Genomic DNA, 26492 nt, shown 5'->3' with positions numbered 1-26492 from the left:
TTTATTTATTTAAAATTTTACTTTGGCAGACAAAATTACTTTTAGACACACCTGTCTTTGCAATAGCATTGAATCCTCCTTCAATTTCAGTAAAGTTTCTGTATCCTCTTGCCTGAAGAATACTTGCTGCCATCATACTTCTGTAGCCACCTGCACAATGAAGGTAGAAATGCTCTTTCGGATCAATCTGAGCAATCCATTGATTGATATAACCCAAAGGTTTATTATAGGCTTCATCTACATGTTCTGCATTGTATTCACTTTCTTTTCTTACATCTATAATTTTTATCGTTTCATTATGATATTGATCTTCAAACTGTTTTGCCGAAATACGATGAACTGTATCTATTTCTTTTCCGCCGGTTTTCCAAGCTTCAAAACCTCCTTTTAAAAAGCCTAAAACGTTATCAAAGCCTACTCTGCTGAGTCTGGTAATTGCTTCTTTCTCTTCATTTTCATGAGTTACTAATAGAAGCGGCTGCTTCACATCGGTAATCAAAGCTCCCACCCAAGGTGCAAAATCTCCGTCCAGTCCTATGTTTACGGATTGCGGAACAAATCCTTTTACAAATTCATTATTGCTTCTTACATCAAGAATCAAAGCTCCTGAAAGCTCTGCATTTTTTTCAAATTCTTCAGGAGATAAAGCCTGTAAACTTTTTGACAGTACTTCATCAAAACTCTCATATCCTTTTTTATTCATCGCTACATTCATTCCAAAATAGGCAGGAGGAGGAAGAAGTCCGTCTGTTACCGCTTTGATAAAACTCTCTTTATTTTCCTGATTTAATGCATAATTCGTCTTCTTTTGATTCCCCAATGAGTCTACCGTCTCTTTCTGCATATTTTTACCACAAGCTGAACCTGCACCGTGAGCCGGATATACAACGATATCATCGTTCAAAGGCATAATTTTTTGATATAAACTTTCATAAAGAAGTCCTGCCAATTCTTCCTGAGTCATATGTACTGCTTTCTGAGCTAAATCAGGACGTCCTACATCTCCTAAAAATAAAGTATCACCACTGAATAATGCTTTCTCTTTACCGTTTTCATCAATTAATAAAAAGGAAGAGCTCTCAAGCGTATGTCCTGGTGTATGAAGTACTTTTATTTTAATTTTTCCGATTTCAAAAATCTGGTTATCTTCTGCTATGATTGCTTCAAATTCCGGAGCAGCGGTAGATCCATATACAATTGGCGCACCTGTTTTTTGACTTAAGTCGACATGACCACTTACAAAATCAGCATGAAAATGAGTTTCAAAAATGTATTTAAGGGTAACCTGATCTTTTTTCAACCGATCAAGATAAGGCTGTACTTCTCTTAAAGGATCAATAATCACTGCTTCATCTTCAGAAATAATATAATATGCTCCCTGAGCTAAACATCCTGTATAAATCTGTTCTATTTTCATATTAATAAATTTTATGGTACAAATTTCTTTTTTTAGTATTTCTCCTACAGCTACTTTTGTTACATAAGCGTTTTATATAAAAATTTCTTTGATGATGATATAAATTCCCATGATCAGGATAAACCATCCGAACGCCGGTTTTAGCTTTTTACCATCGATTTTTTTTGATAAATGTGAGCCTATTATAATTCCAAGAACGGCAATGATTGATATAGAAGACAATAAACTCCAATCAATATCGGCAGGGTTCATCGATGAAAAAAAACCGATCAGAGAATTTAAAGAAATAACCACAAGAGAGGTTCCTATCGCTACTTTCATCGGTGTTTTCAGAAGGCTGACCAAAGCCGGAATAATCATAAATCCACCACCTGCACCTACTAATCCGGTAAGCATTCCGACAACAGAACCTTCTCCTGCAGCCAAAAGCGTATGATTTTTATACGATTGATTTTCCGTTGATGATTCCACATCTTTCCGGATCATTTTATAGGAAGCCAAAATCATTAAACCGGCAAAAACCAATAGCAGGAAAATATCTTTAGTAAGAACAAAATGATTAATCCGAAAAATCTCTTCAGGAATTAACGGCAAAAGATAGTTTCTCGTAAGAAAAATGGAAACCACAGACGGAATTCCAAAAATAACGGCGATTTTAAAATTCACCAATTTTTTTTTAACATAAGACAAGGAGCCTGCAACACTGCTTATTCCTACAATAAAAAGCGAATATTCAGTAGCCACTGATGCATTGATTCTAAAAAGATACACCAGAACAGGAACGGTAAGAATACTTCCTCCTCCTCCGATCAATCCTAAAGAAACACCAATCAAAACAGCTGCGATATAACCAAAAATTTCCATTTTTACTTCCTTCAATTTGAAAGCAAAAATGGAAATTCTGATATAGATGTACAGCTACTTTTGTTACATAACTTATAATAAAAGCTGAATTTTATTTCTGCCAAGTTTCAATTTCCCATCTTCTTCCAGTTGTTTCAACAATCTTGAAACAACAACTCTCGCTGTTCCCAGTTCATTCGCCAACTGTTCATGTGTAATAATGATGGTATCAGCATTTGACAATTCTGATTTTTTTTGAAGTAAGTTGAGCAGCCTTTCGTCCACTTTTTTAAATGCAATGGCATTAATAATATCCAATAATTCTTCAAAGCGTTTATGATAAAGACGGAAAATATAATCCAGCCATTCCGGATATTCTTTGATAAAAAGCGAAACTTTATCTACCGGTAAAAACAGAATTTCCGTTTCTTCTTCCACTTCTGCCTTTACAATACTTTTCTCATTGTGCATTCCTCCGAGAAAAGACATAATACAGCTTTCTCCGGCTTTGATATAGTACAACAGAATTTCACGACCGTCTTCTTCGGCACGAATGACCTTCATCATTCCTTTCATCACAATAGGAATGGAACGGATGGAGGAGTTTTCATCTAAAATAATATCTCCTTCCTCGTACGTTTTGGTAATTCCGTATTGATAGAGTTTTTCAACCAGTTCGGGAGATGAATTAAATTCTGAAGATAAAACCGTGTTTTCCATAATTCTATTAAATTCCAGACTAATTTACACCAATTTCATCTACAAAAAGCCAAGCTTTTGAATCGGCACCCGGATTTCCTGCAGGAATAATACCCGCATTTTCGATTTTAACTTTAATGTATTTTGAGCTTTGATTTCCAAGATTCAGTTTAATTTTCCCTTTTGCATTCAGAATTTCATCTTTTCCTACTTCTTTAATCATTTTAAAGTTCGTTCCATCGTCAGAAATAAAAATCTGGGCAGATTTTGCAAAATGAATCCAGCTTCCTTTATTATCTAACGTGTTAAAATACACTTCTGAGAACTGAGTTTTTTGTCCAAAATCAATAGTTGCCACCACATCTTTTCCCTGGAATCCTAACCATGTTTTTCCCAACTGTCTTTGATTTCCGATAATTCCGTCAACCAAAGTAAAAGCTCCTCCAAAAGAATAATTCTCGTTTGGCTGCTGCTCCAGCGTGATTTTTTTACCTGTTGTTTTTGAAACAGTAAAAGTCTGTGAAGAAACCGCACTTTTTAATTGTCCATTTTCAAAATACGCTGATTTAATCGTTAATGATTTCGAAACCGGAATTGCATTTTTATACGTTTGAGAATTCGTTGTTGGTTCTGTTCCATCCAATGTATATCGGATTCCGTTCGGATTTTGCGATGTTGAAAGTTCATAAGAAACACCATCAGTTGCTGCTGTCACTTTTCCAGAAATATTATAAATGCTTTTAGCGTAATTCACCCCCATTTTATCCAAGACTTTGAACTGATTGATCACTCTTCCTTCAAATTCTTTATAGTTTTTAGGGTCTGATGTTCCCCAACCCACTTCCGAAAGCGCAAACAATCTCGGGAAAATCATATACTGAACCTGTTTAAAATCTAAAATATATTCCGTCCATAAGTTCGCCTGAACTCCTTTTATAAATTTTGCCTGATCTGCATTCAATTCAGCAGGAATCGGATTGTAAGAATACACTTTATCCAGTGGTGTAAATCCTCCAAAAGCATTCGGTTCTGTAGCAGGATCTCCCTGATAATGATCGAAATAACAATAAGACCCCGGTGTCATTACAGCAAAATGTCCTGATTTTGCAGCTTCAATTCCGCCATTTACCCCAGTCCAACTCATTACAGCTGCATTGGGTGCTAATCCACCTTCCAAAATTTCATCCCATCCTATAATTTTTCGACCTTTGGAATTAACATATTTTTCAATTCTCTGGATGAAATAGCTTTGCAAACCATGTTCATCCTTCAAATTATTTTTCTTAATCAGTTCCTGACAATGAGCACATTCTTTCCATCTTGTTTTAGGACATTCGTCGCCTCCGATATGAATGTATTCCGAAGGAAAAAGTGCCATCACCTCGTTTAAAACATTCTCTAAAAATTTAAAAGTTTCATCTTTCGGACAAAAAACATCATCAAAAACGCCCCATTTTGTTGCCGGCTCAAAAGGACCTTTTGTACAAGCCAGCTCCGGATAAGCAGTCAGGGCAGCTAGCGCATGACCCGGCATTTCAATTTCCGGAACCACTGTGATATGCCTTTCCTGAGCATATTTCACAACGTCTTTAATTTGATCCTGCGTATAAAAATAAGGTCCGTAAGGTTTTCCATCGAATGTATTATCCACGTAAGCTCCGATCATCGATTCTTTTCGTTTTGAACCCACTTGCGTCAGCTTCGGATATTTTTTTATTTCAATTCTCCAACCCTGATCGTCTGTTAAATGCCAATGAAAAGTATTCAGCTTATACATGGCCAGATAATCGATATACTGCTTTATTTCTGCAACGGTGAAGAAATGACGGCAAACATCCAAATGCATTCCTCTCCAAGCGAATTTTGGCTCGTCTTCGATTGTCATGGCAGGAATCTTTCCTGAATCTTTATATTGTTCAAACAATTGAATTAATGTCTGAAGAGCCAAAAAATATCCTTGTTCTGTATAATAATTGATTGTAATACGTTCAGGAGAGATATCAATTGTATATTTTTCTTTATTTTGTTGTTCATTCAAAGGTGTTGATGATGGCAAGTACAGCGCGCCTGTCAGGTGCATCTTATCATCTTTTATGCCTGAACCAAATTTCATTGCACTTCCAATACGTTTTTTGAAATATTCAGTTTCCTTTTTAGGTAAATATCCGTCTAGGATAAAGGTTTCAGGAATCACAAAATCTCCTTCCGAAAATTCTACTTTTTGAGGATAAGGAATTAAATTCAGTTTCGTTTGGGAGAAAATAAGATTTGAAATAAATACAGTAAATACCAGTAAAAAACGCAACATTTTATTCTATTAAGATGATTTTAGCGAATATACTTATTTTTTGAAATTTCAGGGGCTGATTTAACTTATTAAAACCGAAAATATCTAATTTTGTATAAAATAGGCAATGAAAAAAACAATTGTACTGGTTGGAATGTTATTATTTTCAGTTTCGACACAAGCGCAAATTTTAGATGTAATAAAATCTACCGTAAAAGATAAAACAGGCATTGACCTGAATAATCCTAAAACAACCGGATCAACATCTTCTACAACAACTCCCAAAACCACCACTACAACATCACCGATTAATCTAGGAAGTCTTACTTCCACACAGATTTCATCAGGACTAAAGGAAGCGCTAAGCCTTGGCGTGAATGAAGGAGTAAAAAAACTAAGTGTAACTGATGGTTTCCTGAAAAATGAAGCTGTAAAAATCTTAATGCCGGAAAAATTGCGAACTATTGATACGACATTGCGTTCTGTTGGTTTGGGCAGCCTGGCTGATCAAGGAGTAAAACTATTAAACAGAGCTGCGGAAGATGCCGTAACGGAAGCTGCGCCTATTTTTACTAAAGCCATCACTTCCATGACCATCACAGATGCTAAAAATATTTTACTCGGAAATGATAATGCGGCAACGAATTATCTACAAACCAAGACCCAGACTCAGTTATTTACAGCTTTTCAGCCGAAAGTAAAAGCTTCTCTAGGAAAAGTAGGTGCAGATACTTTGTGGAAAAATATTATTTCAAAATATAATACTTTGACAGGACAAGCTGTAACCACTGATCTTAACGAATATGTAACCACAGAAACCATCAATGGAGTTTTCAAAATGGTTGCTGAAAAAGAGGGCGGAATCAGAAATACGCCAGCAATGAGAACTACCAGTATTTTGCAGAAGGTTTTTGGAGCACAGGATGGAAAGTAATGTTTTTACTTTGAAAATGAAAATGCTTCGACTTCGCTCGGCATGATATTTCTAATACTATCCGCAATATTTAAACGGTTATTTTTTAGCGGTGTCATGCTGAGCGAAGTCGAAGCATCTATTTTTATCTGAAATATTCTCAATAAAAAAGCCTTGTCACATCGACAAGGCTTTCTTTTATATTTTAGAATTGCATTTCAGGAATTTCGCCTTCAATAATCAAATCAGCTTCTGTAGATTGAATAATGTGTTCTACTGAAACTCCCGGAGCTCTTTCAACAAGCTTGAAACCAGCCGGAGTTACATCTAAAACCGCTAATTCTGTAACGACTCTTTTCACACAATTTACCCCCGTTAAAGGAAGTGAACATTTTTTAAGAATTTTACTTTCTCCAGCCTTATTAACGTGCATCATCGCAACAATAATATTTTCTGCCGAAGCCACCAAATCCATTGCACCTCCCATTCCTTTTACCATTTTTCCAGGAATTTTCCAGTTGGCAATATCTCCATTTTCAGAAACTTCCATAGCTCCAAGAATAGTCAAATCCACTTTTTGAGCACGGATCATCCCGAAACTGAAAGCTGAGTCGAAGAATGAACCTCCATCCAGAATCGTTATCGTCTGTTTTCCGGCATTGATGATATCTGCATCTTCTTCTCCTTCAAAAGGAAACGGCCCCATTCCCAAAACTCCGTTTTCACTCTGAAATTCGACGGAAAGATTGTCCGGAACGTAGTTTGCGACCAATGTTGGAATTCCAATTCCTAAGTTTACATAATACCCATCTTTTACTTCTCTGGAAATTCTTTGTGCAATTTGTTCTTTAGTTAGCATAGCATAATCTTAATCCCGCCAAATTAGCCATTTTTTCAGAATTATGAAATAGTTTCTTTTCTTATCCTATGATAATTTTTGCTTTTCAATTTGTTGTAAATTTGTGAACTTTTAATTTTACGAATGAAAATTTTATTAAACTATTTAAAACCATATAAATGGCTGATATTAGTATCTCTTTTATTAGCCTCAATCAATCAGGTGTTTTCATTATTTGCTCCGGCAATTACCGGAAATATATTAGACAAGCTGGTTAACCATCCTAACTATTTTGATAAGGGAGAGTTACTTCCCAGAAATCTGAATGAATACCTTTACGGAACCGATATCTATCATGGGGTATTCTATTTTCTAGGATTGCTTGTCGGAACAGCAATGGTAAGCCGAATTGCAAAAGCATTTCAGGATTATGTAGTGAATGTAATTATTCAAAAGTTTGGAGCTCAGATTTTCACTGATGGTTTAAAGCATTCTATGAGACTGCCTTTCCAGGAATTTGAAGACCAGAGAAGTGGTGAAACACTTTCTATTTTAACTAAAGTTCGTGAGGATTCAGTAAAGTTTATCAATAATTTCATTAATGTATTTTTCGGGATTTTGGTAAGCATCATCTTCGTTTCAGTGTATGCAATTCGCCTGCATTGGACGATCATGCCTGTTTATGTGGTGGGAATTGTTCTTATTGCTGTGGTTACTAATCTATTAAGTAAGAGAATTAAAACCATTCAGAAAAATATTGTAAAGGAAACCACCAATTTAGCCGGAAGTACGACTGAAAGTCTTAGAAATATCGAAATTGTAAAAAGTTTAGGATTGACCAATCAAGAAGTGGAACGTCTGAACAACAATACGTACAAAATCCTGAATTTGGAATTAAGAAAAGTAAAAAGCATCCGTTCTTTAAGTTTTGTGCAGGGAACATTGGTTAACTTTTTACAGCAAACCATTACGTTCACTTTATTATTGTTGATTTTTAAAAATATTGTAACTCCAGGACAGTATTTATCATTGATGTTCTACGGATTCTTTATTTTCGGACCGATGCAGGAAATCGGGAATATTATTATCTCTTACCGTGAAGCTCAGGCTTCTTTGAATAATTTCGACAAAGTAATGAAAAAAGAGGTTGAACCGAAACCGTTGAAACCAAAGAAAATCGGAGCTATCGAAGAACTGGAATTCCAAAAAGTTTCTTTTCAGCATCAGACTGCTCATTATAAAGCGTTGAATTCTATTTCCTTTGCTGTAAAAAATGGGGAAACCATTGCTTTTGTCGGACCAAGTGGTTCAGGAAAAAGTACATTGGTTAAATTACTGGTTGGTTTGTACAGACCTCAGGAAGGTTCTATTTTTTATAATCATATTAACGGGAAAGAATTTGATTTCGATGAACTAAGAAATCAAATTGGTTTTGTAACACAGGATACCCAGCTTTTTGCCGGAACCATCAAAGAGAATCTTTTGTTCGTAAATCCTGCTGCAACTGATGAGGATTTACAATTAGCATTAAAAAAATCCAGCTGTACAGCGCTTTTAGAACGTGCAGAAAACGGGATAGAAACGGTAATCGGTGAAGGCGGATTAAAATTAAGCGGGGGTGAAAAGCAGAGAATTGCCATTGCAAGAGCTTTATTGAGAAAGCCGCATTTACTTATTTTTGATGAGGCGACTTCTGCATTAGACAGCATCACAGAAGAAGAGATTACAACAACTATTAAAGAAATTTCAAAGGAAAAAGAACAAATTACGGTTCTTATTGCGCACAGATTAAGCACGATTATGCATGCAGACAGAATTTATGTTCTGGAACGCGGGCAAGTGATAGAAACGGGTTCTCATTTACAGTTAATTGAAGAAAAAGGCTTATATTACGCCATGTGGAGACAGCAGATCGGGGAAAGGAAAACTGCGGAAACACAGGCTTAACATAAACTAATTTCAATGAAAAAACTTTTAACCCTTCTTATTTTACCATTTTCAACTTTAATTTTTGCACAAGAATCGAAAGAGAGCAATTGGATTTTAAAATTGAATGCGACGCAGCTGGTGGATGTTGTGTCTTATCCGACGTTACAAATTTCTGCTGAAAGAAAAATAAGTCCCTATTTCAGCGTAAATGCTGAATTTGGATATCAATTGTATGATTTTAATCAACCGGATAAAATCATATTGAAATCAAAAGGTTTTAAAACAAATCTTGAAGGAAGGGTTTATGTATTCAAATTCATCAATTCAAGAACTGAATCTAAAAGAAATGAATTCTATGTCGGATTGCAGCTTTTTTATCGTGAAAACGAGAGTTCCAATTCTTTAGAGTATTCGCCGAAAGATGATGATTCAAAGCAATATACAGATTATTTTGGAACGAAAAGAACAGCAAAAGGTTTTAATATCATGTTCGGAAACCAAATTTCAGTATCAAAGAAAATCATTTTGGAACCTTATATAGGATTGGGAATGATGGAACGAAAAATAAATAATGTTGATATTGAATATGATAAAACGAAAGATCAAATCATTGGAAGTGATACAGTTCCACTTTTTAAACGATTAGATTTAGAAGAAAGTTCCGGAAATGTATTTAATTTTTGTGTTGGATTGAGGATTGGGTATAGATTGTAGGAAGTTAGTTGATGGATGCTGGAGGTTTAAATGATTGTGGATAAAGATTCTCCATTACACGTTTGCTTCATTCCGAATAAGAACTAACTGATAAAAAATTACCCCGAAAATAGTTCTCGGGGTAATTTTTTTATTTTTTGAATCACTGTCAATCAAAAATGTTAATCTTTTTTTCTTACAGTTCTCTGTTCGATTCTTTTTTCAAATTTTTCTCCCTGGAAAATTCTTTGGATCATAATTCCCGGAATATGAATCTCATTCGGGTCTAATTCTCCCGGTTCTACCAGTTCTTCTACTTCTGCAATGGTGATTTTTCCTGCTCCGGCCATCGGATGATTGAAATTTCTCGCCGAACCTTTAAAAATCAGATTTCCTGCATGATCCCCTTTCCAAGCTTTTACGATTGAATAATCTGCTTCATAAGCATGTTCAAGAATATGAGGTTTACCTTTGAAATTTTTCACTTCTTTTCCTTCTGCCACTTCAGTTCCGAAACCTGCTGGTGTGTAAAAAGCAGGAATTCCTGCCTGAGCAGCTCTGCATTTTTCCGCCAAAGTCCCTTGAGGAGTCAATTCTACGTCTAATTCTCCGGAAAGCATTTGTCTTTCAAATTCTGCATTTTCCCCTACGTAAGAAGAAATCATCTTCTTTATTTGTCTTTTATGAAGCAACAATCCTAATCCGAAATCATCAACACCCGCATTATTTGAAATACATGTAAGATCTTTTACATCACTCTCTACCAAAGCATTAATTGAGTTTTCAGGAATGCCGCAAAGACCAAATCCACCCAACATCAAGGTCATTCCATCCTGAATTCCTTCGATGGCTTCCTTTGCATTTTTTACTCTTTTATCTATCATTATTTTGCTATTAAATTTTGAGTTCTAAATTTAAACATTTTTATGAAACTGCGAAAACGACTTCTTCCAATGCATTATTTTGAAAAATAGAAAAGCTTTTTATTTTTTCTGCCTAAATTTTATTCAAAAATATTATGTAAAGTATTGGTTTTTATATAAAAAAGTTATATTTTTGCATCCTGTTATTCAACCTCTGACGATAAGCGTGTAAGTTGCTTAGCTTTAACATTTTATTTATTAATAATGGATTTATTAAAGTACGTACAAGACAAGTACATTGCGAAAAAAGAATTCCCTGAATTCAAAGCAGGTGATACAATTACTGTGTATTACGAAATTAAAGAAGGACAAAAGACTAGAACTCAGTTCTTCAAAGGAACAGTTATCCAATTAAGAGGTACTGGTTCTACAAAAACTTTCACTATCAGAAAAATGAGTGGAGATGTAGGTGTTGAGAGAGTATTCCCAATCAACATGCCAGCTTTACAAAAAATTGAAGTTGATAGAAGAGGTAGAGTTAGAAGATCTAGAATCTATTACTTCAGAGATCTTAGAGGTAAGAAAGCTAGAATTAAAGACGCTGCTTACAAGAAGAAATAATTCAGACAACAATACATACAAAAAGAGACTGCTAATTTTTAGGAGTCTCTTTTTATTTTTACGGCTTTTCTTTATTTAATAAAATCATACAACGCAGCCCAGAATTGATTATAGACTTCAATATGCGGAAGATGTCCTACATTTTCAATTTCAACCAATTTTGAACCTTCGATTTGTTGTTGTGTTTTCTTTCCCAGTTCCTGATACTGCCCCATTTTCGGCTGAAGTTCTTTTGGAGTCCTGTCTTTTCCTATCGCCGTTCTGTCTCTTGTTCCAATGATTAACAAGGTCGGAGTTTTAATATTTTTAAATTCATAACAAACCGGTTGATTGTAGATCATGTCCGAAGTTAAAGCCGCATCCCAAGCTACTTTCGGATAATCCGGATGCAAAGTCCAACCGGCAATTAAATTCAGCCAAGACTGATATTCCTCTTTCCATTTATTATCGTAATAAAATTTTAACTGATAATTTTTATAAGTCTCAGCTGTATTTTTTAATTCTGATTGATACGCCTGATCGATCGTCTGATACGCTGCAAAAGTTTTATAATCTTCTAATCCGATCGGGTTTTCGAGAATGAGTTTCTGAACTTTTTCCGGATACAACAAAGTAAATCTAGTAGCGACCATCCCTCCCATCGAATGTCCTAAAACAATGGCTTTATCAATTTTCAACTCATCTAAAATAGCTTTTGTATTATCTGCCAACTGAGAAAATGAAAACTGATAATTTTGAGGTTTTGAAGATTTTCCAAATCCTATCTGATCCGGAATAATCACTCTAAAGCCTTTATCTGAAAGGTCTTTTGCTGTTCTCCCCCAATATGCTCCGTTAAAATTTTTTCCATGAAGAAGCAGTATTGTTTTTCCATTTGCGGCTTTTGGCTTTACATCCATATAAGCCATTTTCAAATCGTTCTTCTGAGATTTAAAATTGTAAAAATAGACTTCGTAAGGATATTGATAATTTGTGAGTTCTGCATCCAAAGGTTTTACTTGAGAAAAGGAAAAATTTGATACCATCGATATCATTAAAACAGCAGCAATATTTTTTAAATTTTTCATGAAATTTTATTTAAGTATTAAAAATAAAAAACCGTTCTCAAAGAAACGGTTTATCATGTATTAATTATTATTTCTTTAAGATAATTCCGCAATTTTATACTCTTTTTGTGCTGGCAAATTCATTAAAATAATCGCGAAAAGAATTAAAGCAATCCCAATCCATTGAATGAAAACCACTTCTTCTCCCAACAAAACAAAAGCCATTGTAACGGAAACAGGAAGTTCTAATGATGAAACAATACTTCCCAATCCCAAACCTGCATTCGGAAAGCCTACATTAAATAAAACAGGAGGAATTATGGTTCCAAATAAAGATAATATCAACCCATATTTCCAAAGAATGGAATAGTCGAAAGCACGAATATGTTCCGTATTTTCTGTAAAGTTAAGATACACTGATTTCAAGCCATCAAAGTATAGCGGTCCGATTTGCGCAAAAAATAAAAACGCGAAAATCACTATAGACCCTCCACAAAGCATAACAAAACTTTTTCTGAACACAGGAAGATATGTTGCCAATGTATTTGAGGTAAACATAGTCAAGGTATAAGAAGCTGCCGCCATTACTCCCCAGAAAACACCTTTCCAATCGAGATCTATTTTTGAATTAATTAAATTTGTTGCTAAAACAGTTCCTAATAAGACAATAATTACCGATACTACTTTTTTGGTCTTTGGTAATTTCTTTGTCATAAAACTTTCAACTACTACGCTAAACCAAACCGACTGCATTAATAAAACAATAGCAACCGAAACATTAATATACTGAACTGCTATGTAATAAAATAAACTTGTACATCCCAGTGAAGTTCCCGCCAGCATTAAATCTCTGATCTCTTTTGAATTTGGTGATGGTAATATTTTCTTAGAAGTTACAGTCTGAATAAAATTTAAAATTAAAAGTCCAAATAATCCTAATACAAACTGAGATGTTGTCACTTCTGATGTAGTATATCCATCCTGATAGGCCAGTTTAACAAAAGTCGCTAACATCCCATATATACTGGCACCAATTCCTACAAATAAAACTCCTTTAAAAATATTTTTCTTCTTCATAATTCATTTTTGAACAGCCTGCAAAGGTATGATATAATAATTTAAAATCATGAAGATGGAATTTAATATTATAATAGATAAATAAAATCACCGCAAGCAAGCTTGCGGTGATTCATTATATCGGGTTAAAGAATTGATTATTTTTTAACGATAACTTTTGAAGCTGCGTCAATACCAATACCTTTTACTTTTACCATATAAGTTCCGTTGATCAACTTATCTGTTGAAATGGATTTCTTAGCTTCCGGTGAAATTTTATCTTCTGTAGAAACTAATTTACCAGACATATCATAAATTTCTACACTTACTTTTCCTAACGTATTGCTTGGGAAATTGATAAAGAATTCATTCTTAGCCGGGTTTGGATAAATTGAAATTGTATTTGATTTAACAGATTTAACTTCATCAGTTGCCAATACACATTCTGCAGGCACTGTAAAATCTTGTACCTGATCATTAATATTAGTTTTAGACCCTGCAGATGCAGCTACACCTAAACCTCTCTTTGCAAAAGTTCTCCAGATCATACATTTATCAGCTCCTCCTGTTGTAGCCAATTCTGCTTGTAAAATAGCATTTCTACCATCAACAAAAGTAGGACTACAAGCCTGAAGTTTTAATGCATCCGTAACAAGTTGTAAAACTCTAGAGCTACCATTTGTTGTATTTGAAGTTACATCTGAAGCATATCCATATTTAGCAACATACTGCCAATGAAGATCCCATAACATTGTTGCCCAAATAAATCCAATTGAATGCACATCTGGTGCTCCATTAGAAAATGCTAAACCATTGGTATCAGTATAAGTGTAATCATTAATTGCAAAATCCGGTGAATATTTAGCAGGTCTAATCCCTGCTCCAGTAATTCCCTCACCAGATGCGTATGTACCCATACCTCTAGCAACAGAAGCATTATCACCAGGTTTATTAGTAAGCATTAAAGCAAAGAAGTCAGACCAGCCTTCTCCCATTTGCTCATATGAGCCATTAGTAGATAAACAGCTATAACCGTTTCCTGTTAAACGAGTTGAAATACCATGACCGTATTCATGAATCATAACTCCATTATCAAAGCTACCATCTTGTTTTGTGCTATAGCTCATTGATACATTTACAGGAATATTATTTGCCAATTGTGTTTTAATATATTCTCCTTCTACATTATCAATAAGTTCTGACATAATAAAAACACTAGGATTGGTTCCTCCCATATTACCAGGTGCTGCTGAAGTAGCGGCATTATAAATAATAGCCCCAGTTGCTCCGGCATCCTGCATATTTTGAACTTTTACGTTAAAATCACAAGTTCCTCTCTCTGCCAATCCAATAAAACCAGTTAATGAACCTGCAGGCAACGCTGTACACGCATCTAAAACTGGTGACAATTTTACATTTCCAGTTACCGGAACGCCTGTAATTTGCTGACCAAACTGAGCTGTATAAGCTACGGGAGTTCTTGTTGTTGCTGATGCTGGTGCATTATAAAATAATTTTTGAGCATCATTAACCCATACATACATCTGCATTCTACCACTTCCTCCATCTTGAGGTGTAGCAAAATTTGCGTTATTATAATTTTGAACAGTTGAAGTAACAGGAGTTGCAGCACCATCTTGAGCTTCTGCATTTACAAAATCATTTCCGGCACCTCCTAAATTGAAATTATTTTTTTGGAAATTTCTTGCTGCTGGAGTAAAACCAAACTTATAGAAAATATCATGTACCATATTATTGGCATAAAATAAATTCGTAATTGATGCATCTTGGTTTGTTAAAGCAAGTGCTCCAGCCGTATAAGGGAAATTAAAATTTCTTGAAGCCCCACCGTCTACAGTCACCCCAGAAAAAAAGTCAAAATCATCTAAATCTTGATATGCAAAAACATTATTCCCTTGAGCATTCGTATAGTGAGTGGTTCCGTCAGAGTGCCATCCTTCTGGTGAAGCTGTAAGATTCCAAGGATTTGTAACTACAGACCTTGAACCAAAAGTAGGAGCTTCAATAGGGAAAGGAAATACATTATATGATGCATTATCCGGAGCTAATAATAAGCTTGAATTTGGATTTTTTTGTTGATAATGGTCTTTACCTAATGGAAATACTGCTAATTGATTTTCATGAGAATGAGCAAATGGATGATCAGTAAAGTTGCAACTAAGATTTAAATTATTTTTTTCTACAATTTCTCCAGTATTTGCATTTACTAAAACATCCCAATAATTTGATGTTTTTCTTTCAGGAAAAGTAAATTCATAGCATAGAACCAATTGTTGATCTTTCTTTACATATACTAATTGGTGTTTTGCAAATGCATTTTTTATATCTGCATCATGAAAATTCAGTATTTGTACTTTACTTGGATCTTCTATGTTAGTGCCTTGAGAAGCAAATCCAAAAGCTGCTTCCTTCGTAATTGAAGGAGTATTCGAGTCTGCATTAGAATAATCTTTTTCAAAAGAATCATTATAATACACAACCTGATTATTTTTTATTAACACAGAGCCTAATGATCTATAAACAGGAATACCTCTATACATTTGTTGTATTTTTACAACTCCAGCATTCATACTTTCTGAATAGTCATTTACATCAATACTAAAATTAGTAAGATCTGATTTCTTATATTCTCTAATTTTATTTTGAGATATATAATCTTTAATTAATTTCTCATTATCTTGAGAAAATAAACTTGAAGATGAGAAAACTGCTAAAGCAGCAAACATAAGGGGTAGAGTTCTCTTTTTCATATTGATTAATAAAGGTGCTAATTTACAAATAATCTTCGATAAAAACGTTTTTTAAAACAATAATGACTATTCTCTCAAAAGAATAGCCATTATTATAATATTTCAAGTCAATTATTTATTATTTTTTAATGATGACTTTCGAAGCTGCATCAATACCAATACCTTTTACTTTTACCATATAAGTTCCGTTGATCAACTTATCTGTTGAAATGGATTTCTTAGCTTCCGGTGAAATTTTATCTTCTGTTGAAATTAATTTACCAGACATATCATAAATTTCTACACTTACTTTTCCTAACGTATTGCTTGGGAAATTGATAAAGAATTCATTCTTAGCCGGGTTTGGATAAATTGAAATTGTATTTGATTTAACAGATTTAACTTCATCAGTTGCCAATACACATTCTGCAGGCACTGTGAAATCTTGTACCTGATCATTAATATTAGTCTTAGACCCTGCAGATGCAGCTACACCTAAACCTCTCTTTGCAAAAGTTCTCCAAATCATACATTTATCAGCTCCTCCTGTTGTAGCCAATTCTGCTTGTAAAATAGCATTTCTACCATCAATAAATGTAGGGTTACAAACCTGAAGTTTTAATGCATCCGTAACAAGTTGTAAAACTCTAGAGCTACCATTAGTTGTATTTGACATCACATCTGAAGCATATCCATATTTAGCAACATATTGCCAATGAAGATCCCATAACATGGTCGCCCATACAAAACCAATAGAGTGTACATCCGGAACCAGAACGCCATTTGATGTATATTCCATTCCGTTTGTATCTGCATAAACATAGTCATTGATCGTAAAATCAGGAGAATATTTTGCAGGTCTAATTCCACTTCCAGTTATTGATTGTCCAATTGCATATGTTCCTGTTCCCCTTGGAACTGAAGCGTTATCACCAGCTTTATTTGTAAGCATTAAAGCAAAAAAGTCAGACCATCCTTCTCCCATTTGCTCTTTATCTGCAGATGAACTTAGACATCCTGATCCTGTCCCTGTTAATCTGTTCGAAATTCCATGTCCATATTCATGAGCAATAATTCCATTATCAAAATCTCCATCTGGAGTAATCACTGTAGACGGATCATTTTTTAGAGTAACATTTACTGTTGTATTAGCTGCAAGGTGTGTTTTTATATATTCACCTTCAGTATTACCGATAAAAACAGAAGGAATGGTAACGGTTGCATCCGTTCCTGCCATATTTAAAAGAGTATCTCCATTTATAGCATCATTATATATAATAGCAGCAGCAGCACCTGCATCTTGCGCATTTTTAACCTTCACAGTAAAAGAACAAGTCCCTCTTTCCATCAAACCAATCTTTCCAGTAAGCGAACCTGCAGGTAACGCTGTACACCCATCTATGATTGAGGCCAATTTAACATTACCCGTAACTCCTGTAGCGTCTAAAACAGGGCCAAATTGCGCCGTTCCAGCACCTGGCTGTCTCGGAACAGCAACAGAGGGTGCATTATAAAAAAATATTCTTGGAGTTGTAGGTGACCAAAGGTACATCTGCATTCTTGGTTTGCTTCCATCTGCAGGAGAAGCAAAATTTGCATTATTAGTTCCTCCTCCATCTTGTGCCTCAGCATTTACATAATCATTCCCTACACCACCAAGACCAAAGTTTGTATTTTGGAAATTCCTAGCTGCTGGTGTAAAACCAAATGCATAAAAAATATCATGCATTTTATTATTCATATAAAATAAATTAGTAATCGCTGCATTTTGATTGATAGAGGGATCTCCATTAATACTAAAAGAATAATCAAAATTTCGAGAAGCTCCCCCATCAGGTGAAATTCCTGGAGCATTAAAGGCGGCAGTATCTTCGTAAGCAAAAGCATTATTACCTCTTGTAATTGTATAATGTGTCGTACCATCGTAATGCCATCCTTCAGGAGAAGCAGCCAGATTCCAAGGGTTACTAACAATAGCTCTAGATCCGAATGTAGGAGCTTCTAATGGTAGAGGAAAAACATTATATGATGCGTTATCAGGTACTAAAAATGAAAAATTTTGTTGAGTTCCATTTAAAGGTCCAATGAAATCATGTTGAGAATGAGCATAATCATGTGAAAATGCATCTTTGTGGAAATTACAGGACAAGTTTAAATCAAGCTTATTAATAATATTCCCATTCGTAGCATCTACAAGAACATCCCAATAATTGGGAGCATCTGGTTCAGGAACTGAAAATTGATAAGCCAATTTCAGTACTCCCGCATCTTCTACATATACTAATCTTTGTTTTGCTGTTTTTACATTATCCGGTTCAGCTTCAGAAAATCCTAAAATAGGATAAGAAGCAACTTTTGGATTTTGAATATTTTCTGAAATTTTCTGAAGTGCCGCTGTTTTACTTACACTTGCACTATTCATAACCGCAGAACTATAATCTTTCAAAAAAGTATCGGTGTAATAAATAATTTTGTTATCCCTTACAAGAGCTGTCCCTTCGGCATTATACACAGGAAGACCATTATAAGTCTGTTGAAACTTTACAATACTTCCATTTAATGATTTTGAAACATCTACATTATCAACGATAAAGTTTGTAAGATCAGACTTTTTATATTCTCTTAGTTTATTTTGAGAAATATAGTCTTTAATAAGTTTTTCGTTATCTTGCGAAAACAAAGTGGAAGGCATTACTGATAATACAGCAATTAACACAGGTAGAATTATTTTTTTCATTTCAACTAATAAGGCGCTAATTTACAAATAATTCATATTTCAATCGCATATTATTTGAAATTTTTATAAAATAATGTGATTATTTTTTCTATTTTATCAATCTTCTCTAAAAAGTGAATTTATCAACACCTTACAATCTCTCTAAAACTCCCTATTTTATACAACTTAAGAACATAAAAAAGCCACTCAAAGAGTGGCTTAAATATTTTAAATGAAGTGAAGATTATTTACCTTCTTCCATTTTTCTTTTCAATTCTGCTAAAGCATCGATATCTCCAAGAGTTGATCTTTCTTCATTGTTTGAAGAAGAAGATACATTTCTAGAAGTAGATTCTTTCACATTTTTCTTCTCTTCATCTCTGAAGATACCTGTGTGAGAAACTACTACTCTCTTGAATTCTTTGTTGAATTCGATTACTTTGAATTGAGCATCTTCACCTTTCTTGATTTTAGATCCATCTTCTTTCTCTAATAATCTTGATGGGCAGAAAGCTTCAACCTCAGCATCTTCGAATTGTACAGAAGCTCCTTTATCGTGAACTTCTACAGCTTTACCAGCGTGGATAGTTCCTTCAGCATATTTAGTTTCGAAAGCATCCCATGGGTTGTCAGTCAATTGCTTGTGACCTAGAGATAATCTTCTAGCTTGGATATCTAATTCAAGAACTACAACATCTAATTTATCACCTACTGCACAGAACTCAGATGGGTGCTTGATTTTCTTAGTCCAAGAAAGATCAGAGATGTAGATTAACCCGTCGATACCTTCTTCTAATTCTACGAATACACCAAAGTTAGTGAAGTTTCTTACAGTTCCTACATGCTTAGATCCTACTGGATACTTAGCTTCGATATTTTCCCATGGATCTTTAGACAATTGCTTGATACCAAGAGAAATTTTTCTTTCTTCTCTATCTAAAGTTAATACTTCAGCTTCTACTTCATCACCTACTTTCACGAAGTCACCAGCAGATCTCAAGTGAGTAGACCAAGACATTTCAGAAACGTGGATTAATCCTTCTACACCTGGAGCGATTTCTACAAATGCACCATAGTCAGCAAGAACTACTACTTTTCCTTTTACTCTGTCACCAACTTTCATATCAGCAGAAAGAGCATCCCAAGGATGAGCTTCTAATTGCTTCATACCTAATTGGATTCTTGTTTTCTCATCATCAAAGTCAAGGATAACAACTTTTACAGTTTGTCCGTCCTCAAGGATTTCAGATGGGTGGTTCACTCTAGACCAAGAAAGGTCTGTAATGTGGATCAATCCATCAACACCTCCTAAGTCGATGAACACACCGTAAGAAGTAATATTCTTAACAGTACCTTCAAGAACTTGTCCTTTCTCTAACTGAGCGATGATTTCTTTTTTCTGACCTTCGATATCTGCTTCGATCAATGCTTTGTGAGATACTACTACGTTTTTGAACTCAGGGTTGATTTTCACAACTTTGAACTCCATAGTTTTACCTACGAACTGATCGTAATCTTTAATTGGCTTAACATCAATTTGAGAACCTGGTAAGAATGCTTCGATTCCGTGTACGTCAACGATCATACCTCCTTTAGTTCTAGACTTAACAAAACCGTTTACGATTTCTCCAGTTTCGTGAAGTTCGTTTACTCTATCCCAAGCTTTAAGCGTTCTAGCTTTTCTGTGAGATAATTGTAACTGTCCTGTTTTGTCTTCTCTTCTGTCAACCATTACTTCAACATCATCACCTACTTTTAGGCCTGGGTTGTAACGGAATTCGTTAAGAGAAATAACACCTTCTGATTTGAAGTCGATGTCTACGATAGCTTCTTTGTCAGTTAATCTTACAACTTTACCTACGATAACGTCGTTGTCGTTTAAGCTGCTAAGAGATCCGTTATAGATTTCTTCTAAGTCGCTTTTTTCTTTTCTCGCATCTGCATCAAGACCTGATTCGAAAGAATCCCAATCAAATTGTTCTGGTGCTACGTTTTGGTTTAAAATAACCTCTGCTGAATTTGTCTCTTTTGACATTTTCTAATAAAATTTGTATTCCTTCTTTTTTAATGGTTTGAATAAATGTGGATTTAAAAAATACGGAAGTAATTAATTTATAATAATTTACTCTTCAAACCTGTTCGCCACAAAAGTGGGTGCAAAGATACTAATTTTATTTAAGATAAACAATAATTTTTATTATCCTCAAAAACTACATAAAACAATGAAAATCAACCACTAAAAAACCCAAATAACATTCCCGAATCTTTCTAAATTTCTTAAAAGCGGCCTTAAATCGGAGATTAATAAGCTCATTTAAACCGGCCAGCATTCATTTACAACCATCAACTAATTCATTATCTTTGCAAAATGCAACTACAATCCATCTATCAAAAACTACAGATTCAGGAAATGAATCAGATGCAGCAATCTGCCTACAAAGCGACTGAAAACCAACAGGACGTTGTTCTGCTCTCTCCCACCGGTTCAGGGAAAACGCTGGCTTTTTTGTTTCCGGTTCTTCGAAATCTGAAAAAAAATGTTTCCGGAATTCAGACGTTGATTTTAGTTCCTGCCAGAGAATTGGCATTACAGATTGAACAGGTTTTCAAATCGATGGGAACAGATTTTAAAGTTTCTGTCTGCTATGGCGGTCATGATAAAAAGATTGAAGTCAATAATTTAATTGAAGCTCCTGCTGTTTTAATCGGAACTCCGGGAAGAGTGGTTTATCATTTAAGAAATAATAATTTTGATCCGAAAACGATTCAGACCTTAGTTTTGGATGAATTTGACAAAGCATTAGAATTAGGTTTCCACGATGATATGGAATTTATTTCCAATTCTTTAAAAGGTCTTTCACAAAGAATTTTGACATCTGCAACTGCAATGGATGAAATTCCGGCTTTTACAGGATTAAAAAATGAAAAAATCATCAACTTCTTAAAATTAAGTGAAGCAAAACCAGATATTCAGTTAAAAAAAGTAATGACCATTTCCGAGGAAAAACTGGATACTTTATTTAACCTAATCTGTAAAATCGGGAATAAAAGAACCTTGATTTTCTGTAATCACAGAGAAGCGGTTGACCGAATTTCCGAACTTCTTCATCAAAAAGGAATTGATAGAGAAACCTTCCACGGCGGAATGGAACAGGACGAAAGAGAACGCGCTTTATTAAAATTTAGAAATGATTCTGCGAGAATTTTAATTACGACAGATTTGGCAGCAAGAGGTTTGGACGTACCTGAAGTAGAATCTATTGTGCATTATCAGTTACCTCCGAAAGAAGATGCTTTCATTCACAGAAACGGTCGTACCGCAAGAATGAATGCAAAAGGTTTTGCTTATTTAATTATGACAGCGGAAGAAAATTTTCCTTTCATTAAAAATAATACTCCGGAAGAAAGTGTTGCAGGATTTAATAAAGTTCCTGAAAAAACACCTTTCCAGACGATTTACATCAGTGCCGGAAAAAAAGATAAAGTGAATAAAGTGGATATTGTTGGATACCTGATCAAGAAAGGTGAGCTTCAAAAAGAAGACATTGGTTTGATCGAGGTTAAAGATATTACTTCTTATGTTGCCGTTTCAAGAAATAAAGTGAATGCTGTTTTGAAAAAGCTAAGCACTGAAAAGCTGAAGGGGAAAAAGGTAAAAATGGAAGTAGCCTATTAAGATTGAGGTTGAGATTAAGACTAAGATTATAAACATCGTGTTTTATTAACCTTAATCTCAACCCAAAACTATCATCTCACTCCTGTCACTCTTGTTGGTAAAACATAAACCGATTCGGAAGCTGTAATAAACAGAATATCATTATTTTCTCCACCGAAAGTTACATTCGAAGTCCACTTTTCAGGAATCGGAATCTGGTATATTTTCTTTCCTTCTCTGTTAAAAACAGAAACACCATTTCCGGTTAAATAAAGATTACCATGCTTATCTAACGTCATTCCGTCTGAACCCATTTCGCAAAAAAGTTTCTTTTCCGAAAGCTTTCCTTCACCAAGTAGATCGTACACATAGGTTTTCCCCGCATCAATATCTGAAACATATAGTTTTTTCAGTTTTTCACTTCCTACAATTCCATTAGGCTGAATAAAGGTTTCCAATTTTGAAATTATACCCTCTTTATTTCTATAGTACAGATTTTTCTGTGGAATTTCCTGTTTAAAATTTTTCCAATACTCCCTTTCATACAGTGGATCTGTAAAATAGATTCCTCCAAAAGCATCTATCCACAAATCATTAGGTCCATTGAGCCTTTTTCCTTCAAAACCTCTTGATAAAACTTCTATCTTTTTATTTTTTGAAATTTTCCAGATTTCTCCCTGATCATCCGAACAGGTAATTAAATGATCTTCTTTATCAAAATAAGTTCCGTTCGCTCTTCCCGTTTTATCTAAAAACTCAGCAATTGTATTCGTTTTCCAATCCCAAAAGTAAATTTTATCATTAGGCTGATCCGTAAAGTAAACATTACCTTCTTTATCCGAAGAAGGACCTTCTGTAAAACTAAACTGATCAGAAATTTTTTCGGGCTTTACACCACCATAAAACATTTTATTAGTATTTACTGATTTACAGCTAACTACTGCTAAAACCAAACCAACCCAGCCGATTTTCAATATTTTTTTCATGCCTCTCAATTTTAAGAAGCACAATTTACAACATGTACAATCAGATTCAAAATTATTTTCTCATTCTGATACATTAAAACAATATTTAAAAATGTCCGAATAATCCTATTTAAGAAGTAGATAATATTAGTAGTGAAGTTATTTAATTAAGAGATTTGCAAGAGCTAAAATAGCAAAAAGCTTCAATCATCAAATTTGCAAAATGAGCATTTACTAAAACAAAAAAACATTCTGCAAACCATATTATACAACTTTCAAAACAATGAATATACCATCCGACAACCTCCAACCCTCAGAAATAGATTATGAAGATTTTAGAAATTCGGTGGGAACCATGGATCAGACCGGAAAAAGAAAATGGGTATTTCCACGAAAGCCAAAAGGGAAATACACCAACTACAGAAACTACGTAAGTTATTTCTTATTAGCTCTGTTTTTCGGATTGCCTTTTATCAAGATCAACAATAATCCCGTTTTTTTATTCAATGTAATAGACAGAAGGTTTTTCATTTTTGGTCAGCCGTTTTATCTCCAGGATTTCTTCATTCTCGCTTTAGGAGCCGTGACTTCTGTAATCTTTGTGATGCTTTTCACAGTGGTTTTCGGAAGAATTTTTTGTGGGTGGCTGTGTCCTCAAACCATTTTCATGGAAAGTGTTTTCAGAAAAATCGAATACTGGATTGAAGGTGATCGAAACAAACAGATGAAACTTGACAGACAGGAATGGGATGCTGAGAAAATCAGAAAAAGAGTCATAAAATGGTCTGTTTTTGCTTTAACATCAGTACTAATTACCAATTTCATGTTCATGTACATCGTTGGTTATGAAGAAGTTTTTAAAATAATAACTGAAGGACCTGCAGATCATTCTTTAAAGTTTTTAGGAATGATCGGTTTTGCTATCACTTTCTATTTTACATTTGCATGGCTTCGGGAACAGGTTTGTACACTTGTTTGTCCGTACGGAAGACTTCAGGGTGTTTTAATTGACAAGCAGACAATTAATGTTTATTATGATTTTAAAAGAGGTGAAAACCGTTCAAAATGGAGAAACAATGAGGATCGAAAAGCTGTCGGGAAAGGAGATTGTATAGATTGTCATCAATGCGTTGTTGTTTGTCCTACAGGAATTGATATCAGAAACGGACAACAACTGGAGTGCGTGAACTGTACTGCCTGTATTGACGCATGTGATGAAGTTATGGAGAAAGTAGGTCTTCCAAAAGGACTGATTCGTTATGCTACAGAGGCAGAAATTGAAAATCAGGAGGAATTCAAATTCACCTCAAGAATGAAAGCGACGGCAGTATTTCTATGTTTATTAATCGGATTTTTGGGTTTTCTGATGTACGACCGAGGTACGATGGAAGCTAAATTCATCAAACCTGCAGGATCTACATTCTTCGTAAAAAACGGAAAAATCACCAATACTTTTATTTATACGCTCCTAAATAAGACCAATGAAAAAAAGATATTAACGATTAAAGTTGTTACTCCAGAAAACGGAGAAATTGATTTCTTTGGCACCAGTAGAATTGTTTTAAAAGGAGATGAAATTTTAAAGGGTAATATCAATATTACGTTTCCTGAGAAAGACATTAAGTTTTCAAAACAAGATATGACCATTGGAGTTTTTGATGAAAAGGGAGAAATGGTAGATTCTTTTGATACTACATTTGAAGGACCTTTCAAACTTTTATTATAGTTATTAAACCTTGTATTTTTTAATAAATTGAGTGGGAGTCATTCCAGAAGTTTTTCGGAATACTCTCACAAAATAAGAATATTCTTCATAACCTAATCGGAAAGCAATCTCTACAAGGCTTTCATCCAGATACATCAGCATTCTTTTCGCTTCCAGAATCGTTCTTTCAGTAATGACATCCGTTGCCGTTTTTTGTACTACCGTCTGAGTTATACGGTTTAAATGTTTTGGAGAAATATCCATTAACGAAGCATAAAAAGCAATTGATTTTTCTTCACTGAAATACTGCTCTACCAACGTTTCAAAATCCTGATAATGCTTAAAATACGAAAGACTTGCAGAAGAAGCCAGATGATCAAAGTCTCTGGAAAACTGTCTTGTTGATTTTATAAAGATCTGTGACATTAGTGACAGCATATATCCGTTTTTCAACACGTCTTGCTGATGATATTCTTTTTCCAATTCAAGAAATAGACTGAGATTTTCATGTAATTCCGTTTCATTAAGTTGTAATTTTCGAGGAAAATTGACCGATCCAAAGAATGAAAAGCTTCTCAGTTTTTGATTCACATAATGCATCTCATAAAAATCCTGCAAACAGAAGAACAGGTAGCCTTCAATATCATCCGACAGCTCCCAACTGTGGATTTGTCCGGGAGACATAAAAAACAGGCTTCCTGCAGACACCTCATACTTTTGAAAATCAATCTCGTGAACTCCTGTTCCTTTCGTAAATAAAATGGTAGCATAAAAATCGTGGCGATGGGCTTTTTCAAGATGACGATGACCTACAATTAAATGATTTTGCAGAGTACTGAAATAAAAATCAGAGGTTCTTCTCCCCGACTGAAACAGATCGATATGAAGCACAGAAATAGAATCCAATGTAATTTTTATTTTAACCAAAATTAATGAAAACAAAGGTATTTTCCATAGAAATTCATCACTACTTTTAGTTTTATTAAACACAGAAAACATAAACATACATTATATATTTGTTACGTTTTTTAAAAATTTTTATCTTTGAAGATTAGGATTCTAAAAATGAAGATAAATTTACCCGATAAGCTGTATTATTCAATAGGAGAAGTTGCAAAAGCATTTGATGTAAACACTTCATTAATACGTTATTGGGAACAGGAATTCCCCATTATAAAACCTAAAAAAAACAAAAAAGGGAACCGATATTTCACTCCGGAAGATATCAGTAACCTTCAGATGATTTATCATTTGGTAAAGGAAAAAGGCTATACGTTGGACGGAGCCCGTGTTGCACTGACGACCAACAGCAAAATCTCTGAAACCGTTACTTTAATTGATCGTTTGGAATTCGTAAAGGCAGAACTTTTGAAATTAAAAGATTCTTTGGCAGAAAGAGATACAGAAAGCCTTTAATTTACGCAAACACTCATAACTAGAATTTTAAACTAAATTCATTTCGCATCGTATCTGATTTAATATAATTTATTATTAAA

The 26492-nt window shown here is 34.4% G+C and carries 20 protein-coding genes; 7 read left to right on the top strand and 13 right to left on the bottom strand.

Annotation, left to right across the window (positions count from 1 at the left end; all coding sequences use genetic code 11):
- Nucleotide 1: 1 nt before the first annotated feature.
- From LV842_RS09275 to LV842_RS09260, 4 genes are all read right to left on the bottom strand, one after another.
- Nucleotides 2-1417 carry an MBL fold metallo-hydrolase gene (locus tag LV842_RS09275; protein ID WP_233111167.1) on the bottom strand — a complete coding sequence of 472 codons (1416 nt, stop codon included), beginning with the start codon at nt 1415-1417 and terminating at the stop codon, nt 2-4.
- Nucleotides 1418-1489: 72 nt separating this feature from the next.
- On the bottom strand, nt 1490-2281 hold the full coding sequence (locus LV842_RS09270; RefSeq protein ID WP_233111166.1) for a sulfite exporter TauE/SafE family protein: 792 nt from the start codon (nt 2279-2281) through the stop codon (nt 1490-1492).
- Nucleotides 2282-2353: 72 nt separating this feature from the next.
- The gene (locus LV842_RS09265) at nt 2354-2980 is read right to left on the bottom strand and encodes a Crp/Fnr family transcriptional regulator (RefSeq protein ID WP_233111165.1); all 627 of its coding nucleotides are present in this window, start codon (nt 2978-2980) and stop codon (nt 2354-2356) included.
- Between the two features lie 19 nt (nt 2981-2999).
- Nucleotides 3000-5267 carry a glycoside hydrolase family 20 protein gene (locus LV842_RS09260; RefSeq protein WP_233111164.1) on the bottom strand — a complete coding sequence of 756 codons (2268 nt, stop codon included), beginning with the start codon at nt 5265-5267 and terminating at the stop codon, nt 3000-3002.
- Nucleotides 5268-5373: 106 nt separating this feature from the next.
- Between LV842_RS09260 and LV842_RS09255 the strand changes: the two genes are divergently transcribed.
- A complete protein-coding gene (locus LV842_RS09255) occupies nt 5374-6180 on the top strand; it encodes a DUF4197 domain-containing protein (RefSeq protein WP_233111163.1) in 807 nt (268 codons plus the stop codon).
- A gap of 184 nt (nt 6181-6364) precedes the next feature.
- On the opposite strand, the gene LV842_RS09250 is transcribed toward LV842_RS09255, so the two are convergent.
- The gene (locus LV842_RS09250) at nt 6365-7018 is read right to left on the bottom strand and encodes a CoA transferase subunit B (protein WP_233111162.1); all 654 of its coding nucleotides are present in this window, start codon (nt 7016-7018) and stop codon (nt 6365-6367) included.
- Between the two features lie 123 nt (nt 7019-7141).
- Here LV842_RS09250 and LV842_RS09245 point away from each other — a divergent pair, with 123 nt between their 5' ends.
- Complete coding sequence (locus LV842_RS09245; protein ID WP_233111161.1) at nt 7142-8944, top strand: ABC transporter ATP-binding protein; 1803 nt, start codon at nt 7142-7144, stop codon at nt 8942-8944.
- A gap of 15 nt (nt 8945-8959) precedes the next feature.
- The gene (locus tag LV842_RS09240) at nt 8960-9640 is read left to right on the top strand and encodes a DUF3575 domain-containing protein (protein WP_233111160.1); all 681 of its coding nucleotides are present in this window, start codon (nt 8960-8962) and stop codon (nt 9638-9640) included.
- Nucleotides 9641-9801: 161 nt separating this feature from the next.
- Here LV842_RS09240 and LV842_RS09235 read toward each other — a convergent pair whose 3' ends face one another.
- Entirely contained in the window at nt 9802-10503 is a 702-nt protein-coding gene (locus LV842_RS09235) for a CoA transferase subunit A (RefSeq protein ID WP_233111159.1), read from the bottom strand.
- A gap of 243 nt (nt 10504-10746) precedes the next feature.
- Here LV842_RS09235 and rplS point away from each other — a divergent pair, with 243 nt between their 5' ends.
- Nucleotides 10747-11103, top strand: a complete 357-nt coding sequence (gene rplS / locus LV842_RS09230; RefSeq protein WP_089029603.1) for a 50S ribosomal protein L19 — start codon at nt 10747-10749, stop codon at nt 11101-11103.
- Between the two features lie 71 nt (nt 11104-11174).
- Here the strand turns inward: rplS and LV842_RS09225 are convergent, their stop codons facing one another.
- The 5 genes from LV842_RS09225 to rpsA all read right to left on the bottom strand — a co-directional run bounded on the left by LV842_RS09225 (nt 11175) and on the right by rpsA (nt 20706).
- Nucleotides 11175-12170: an alpha/beta fold hydrolase gene (locus LV842_RS09225; RefSeq protein ID WP_233111158.1), complete on the bottom strand. Its 996-nt coding sequence runs from the start codon at nt 12168-12170 to the stop codon at nt 11175-11177.
- 75 nt (nt 12171-12245) lie between these two features.
- Nucleotides 12246-13226, bottom strand: coding sequence for an EamA family transporter (locus LV842_RS09220; protein WP_233111157.1), 981 nt, complete (start codon nt 13224-13226; stop codon nt 12246-12248).
- 137 nt (nt 13227-13363) lie between these two features.
- Complete coding sequence (locus tag LV842_RS09215; protein ID WP_233111156.1) at nt 13364-15976, bottom strand: T9SS-dependent M36 family metallopeptidase; 2613 nt, start codon at nt 15974-15976, stop codon at nt 13364-13366.
- A gap of 118 nt (nt 15977-16094) precedes the next feature.
- On the bottom strand, nt 16095-18692 hold the full coding sequence (locus LV842_RS09210) for a T9SS-dependent M36 family metallopeptidase (protein ID WP_233111155.1): 2598 nt from the start codon (nt 18690-18692) through the stop codon (nt 16095-16097).
- A 223-nt stretch (nt 18693-18915) separates the two neighbouring features.
- Nucleotides 18916-20706, bottom strand: coding sequence for a 30S ribosomal protein S1 (gene rpsA, locus LV842_RS09205; RefSeq protein ID WP_233111154.1), 1791 nt, complete (start codon nt 20704-20706; stop codon nt 18916-18918).
- A gap of 333 nt (nt 20707-21039) precedes the next feature.
- On the opposite strand from rpsA, the gene LV842_RS09200 reads away from it, so the two are divergent.
- The gene (locus LV842_RS09200) at nt 21040-22347 is read left to right on the top strand and encodes a DEAD/DEAH box helicase (RefSeq protein ID WP_233111153.1); all 1308 of its coding nucleotides are present in this window, start codon (nt 21040-21042) and stop codon (nt 22345-22347) included.
- Nucleotides 22348-22418: 71 nt separating this feature from the next.
- Here LV842_RS09200 and LV842_RS09195 read toward each other — a convergent pair whose 3' ends face one another.
- The gene (locus LV842_RS09195) at nt 22419-23312 is read right to left on the bottom strand and encodes an SMP-30/gluconolactonase/LRE family protein (RefSeq protein ID WP_233111152.1); all 894 of its coding nucleotides are present in this window, start codon (nt 23310-23312) and stop codon (nt 22419-22421) included.
- Nucleotides 23313-23574: 262 nt separating this feature from the next.
- Here LV842_RS09195 and ccoG point away from each other — a divergent pair, with 262 nt between their 5' ends.
- Nucleotides 23575-25017 carry a cytochrome c oxidase accessory protein CcoG gene (gene ccoG, locus LV842_RS09190; protein ID WP_233111151.1) on the top strand — a complete coding sequence of 481 codons (1443 nt, stop codon included), beginning with the start codon at nt 23575-23577 and terminating at the stop codon, nt 25015-25017.
- 3 nt (nt 25018-25020) lie between these two features.
- Here the strand turns inward: ccoG and LV842_RS09185 are convergent, their stop codons facing one another.
- Nucleotides 25021-26001 carry an AraC family transcriptional regulator gene (locus LV842_RS09185; protein ID WP_233111150.1) on the bottom strand — a complete coding sequence of 327 codons (981 nt, stop codon included), beginning with the start codon at nt 25999-26001 and terminating at the stop codon, nt 25021-25023.
- 60 nt (nt 26002-26061) lie between these two features.
- Here LV842_RS09185 and LV842_RS09180 point away from each other — a divergent pair, with 60 nt between their 5' ends.
- Nucleotides 26062-26412, top strand: a complete 351-nt coding sequence (locus tag LV842_RS09180; protein WP_233111149.1) for a MerR family transcriptional regulator — start codon at nt 26062-26064, stop codon at nt 26410-26412.
- Nucleotides 26413-26492: the final 80 nt, after the last annotated feature.

This window comes from Chryseobacterium gwangjuense, from assembly GCF_021311115.1.
Taxonomy (GTDB): domain Bacteria; phylum Bacteroidota; class Bacteroidia; order Flavobacteriales; family Weeksellaceae; genus Chryseobacterium; species Chryseobacterium gwangjuense.
The sequence above is the reverse complement of the archived record's forward strand: the minus strand, read 5'-3'. Positions and strand labels throughout refer to the sequence as shown.

What these genes read in the sequence shown, in the direction of transcription:
- LV842_RS09275 (WP_233111167.1), bottom strand. Translation starts at nt 1,417, where the DNA reads ATGAAAATAGAACAGATTTATACAGGATGTTTAGCTCAGGGAGCATAT.
- LV842_RS09270 (WP_233111166.1), bottom strand. Translation starts at nt 2,281, where the DNA reads ATGGAAATTTTTGGTTATATCGCAGCTGTTTTGATTGGTGTTTCTTTA.
- LV842_RS09265 (WP_233111165.1), bottom strand. Translation starts at nt 2,980, where the DNA reads ATGGAAAACACGGTTTTATCTTCAGAATTTAATTCATCTCCCGAACTG.
- LV842_RS09260 (WP_233111164.1), bottom strand. Translation starts at nt 5,267, where the DNA reads ATGTTGCGTTTTTTACTGGTATTTACTGTATTTATTTCAAATCTTATT.
- LV842_RS09255 (WP_233111163.1), top strand. Translation starts at nt 5,374, where the DNA reads ATGAAAAAAACAATTGTACTGGTTGGAATGTTATTATTTTCAGTTTCG.
- LV842_RS09250 (WP_233111162.1), bottom strand. Translation starts at nt 7,018, where the DNA reads ATGCTAACTAAAGAACAAATTGCACAAAGAATTTCCAGAGAAGTAAAA.
- LV842_RS09245 (WP_233111161.1), top strand. Translation starts at nt 7,142, where the DNA reads ATGAAAATTTTATTAAACTATTTAAAACCATATAAATGGCTGATATTA.
- LV842_RS09240 (WP_233111160.1), top strand. Translation starts at nt 8,960, where the DNA reads ATGAAAAAACTTTTAACCCTTCTTATTTTACCATTTTCAACTTTAATT.
- LV842_RS09235 (WP_233111159.1), bottom strand. Translation starts at nt 10,503, where the DNA reads ATGATAGATAAAAGAGTAAAAAATGCAAAGGAAGCCATCGAAGGAATT.
- rplS (WP_089029603.1), top strand. Translation starts at nt 10,747, where the DNA reads ATGGATTTATTAAAGTACGTACAAGACAAGTACATTGCGAAAAAAGAA.
- LV842_RS09225 (WP_233111158.1), bottom strand. Translation starts at nt 12,170, where the DNA reads ATGAAAAATTTAAAAAATATTGCTGCTGTTTTAATGATATCGATGGTA.
- LV842_RS09220 (WP_233111157.1), bottom strand. Translation starts at nt 13,226, where the DNA reads ATGAAGAAGAAAAATATTTTTAAAGGAGTTTTATTTGTAGGAATTGGT.
- LV842_RS09215 (WP_233111156.1), bottom strand. Translation starts at nt 15,976, where the DNA reads ATGAAAAAGAGAACTCTACCCCTTATGTTTGCTGCTTTAGCAGTTTTC.
- LV842_RS09210 (WP_233111155.1), bottom strand. Translation starts at nt 18,692, where the DNA reads ATGAAAAAAATAATTCTACCTGTGTTAATTGCTGTATTATCAGTAATG.
- rpsA (WP_233111154.1), bottom strand. Translation starts at nt 20,706, where the DNA reads ATGTCAAAAGAGACAAATTCAGCAGAGGTTATTTTAAACCAAAACGTA.
- LV842_RS09200 (WP_233111153.1), top strand. Translation starts at nt 21,040, where the DNA reads ATGCAACTACAATCCATCTATCAAAAACTACAGATTCAGGAAATGAAT.
- LV842_RS09195 (WP_233111152.1), bottom strand. Translation starts at nt 23,312, where the DNA reads ATGAAAAAAATATTGAAAATCGGCTGGGTTGGTTTGGTTTTAGCAGTA.
- ccoG (WP_233111151.1), top strand. Translation starts at nt 23,575, where the DNA reads ATGAATATACCATCCGACAACCTCCAACCCTCAGAAATAGATTATGAA.
- LV842_RS09185 (WP_233111150.1), bottom strand. Translation starts at nt 26,001, where the DNA reads ATGTTTATGTTTTCTGTGTTTAATAAAACTAAAAGTAGTGATGAATTT.
- LV842_RS09180 (WP_233111149.1), top strand. Translation starts at nt 26,062, where the DNA reads ATGAAGATAAATTTACCCGATAAGCTGTATTATTCAATAGGAGAAGTT.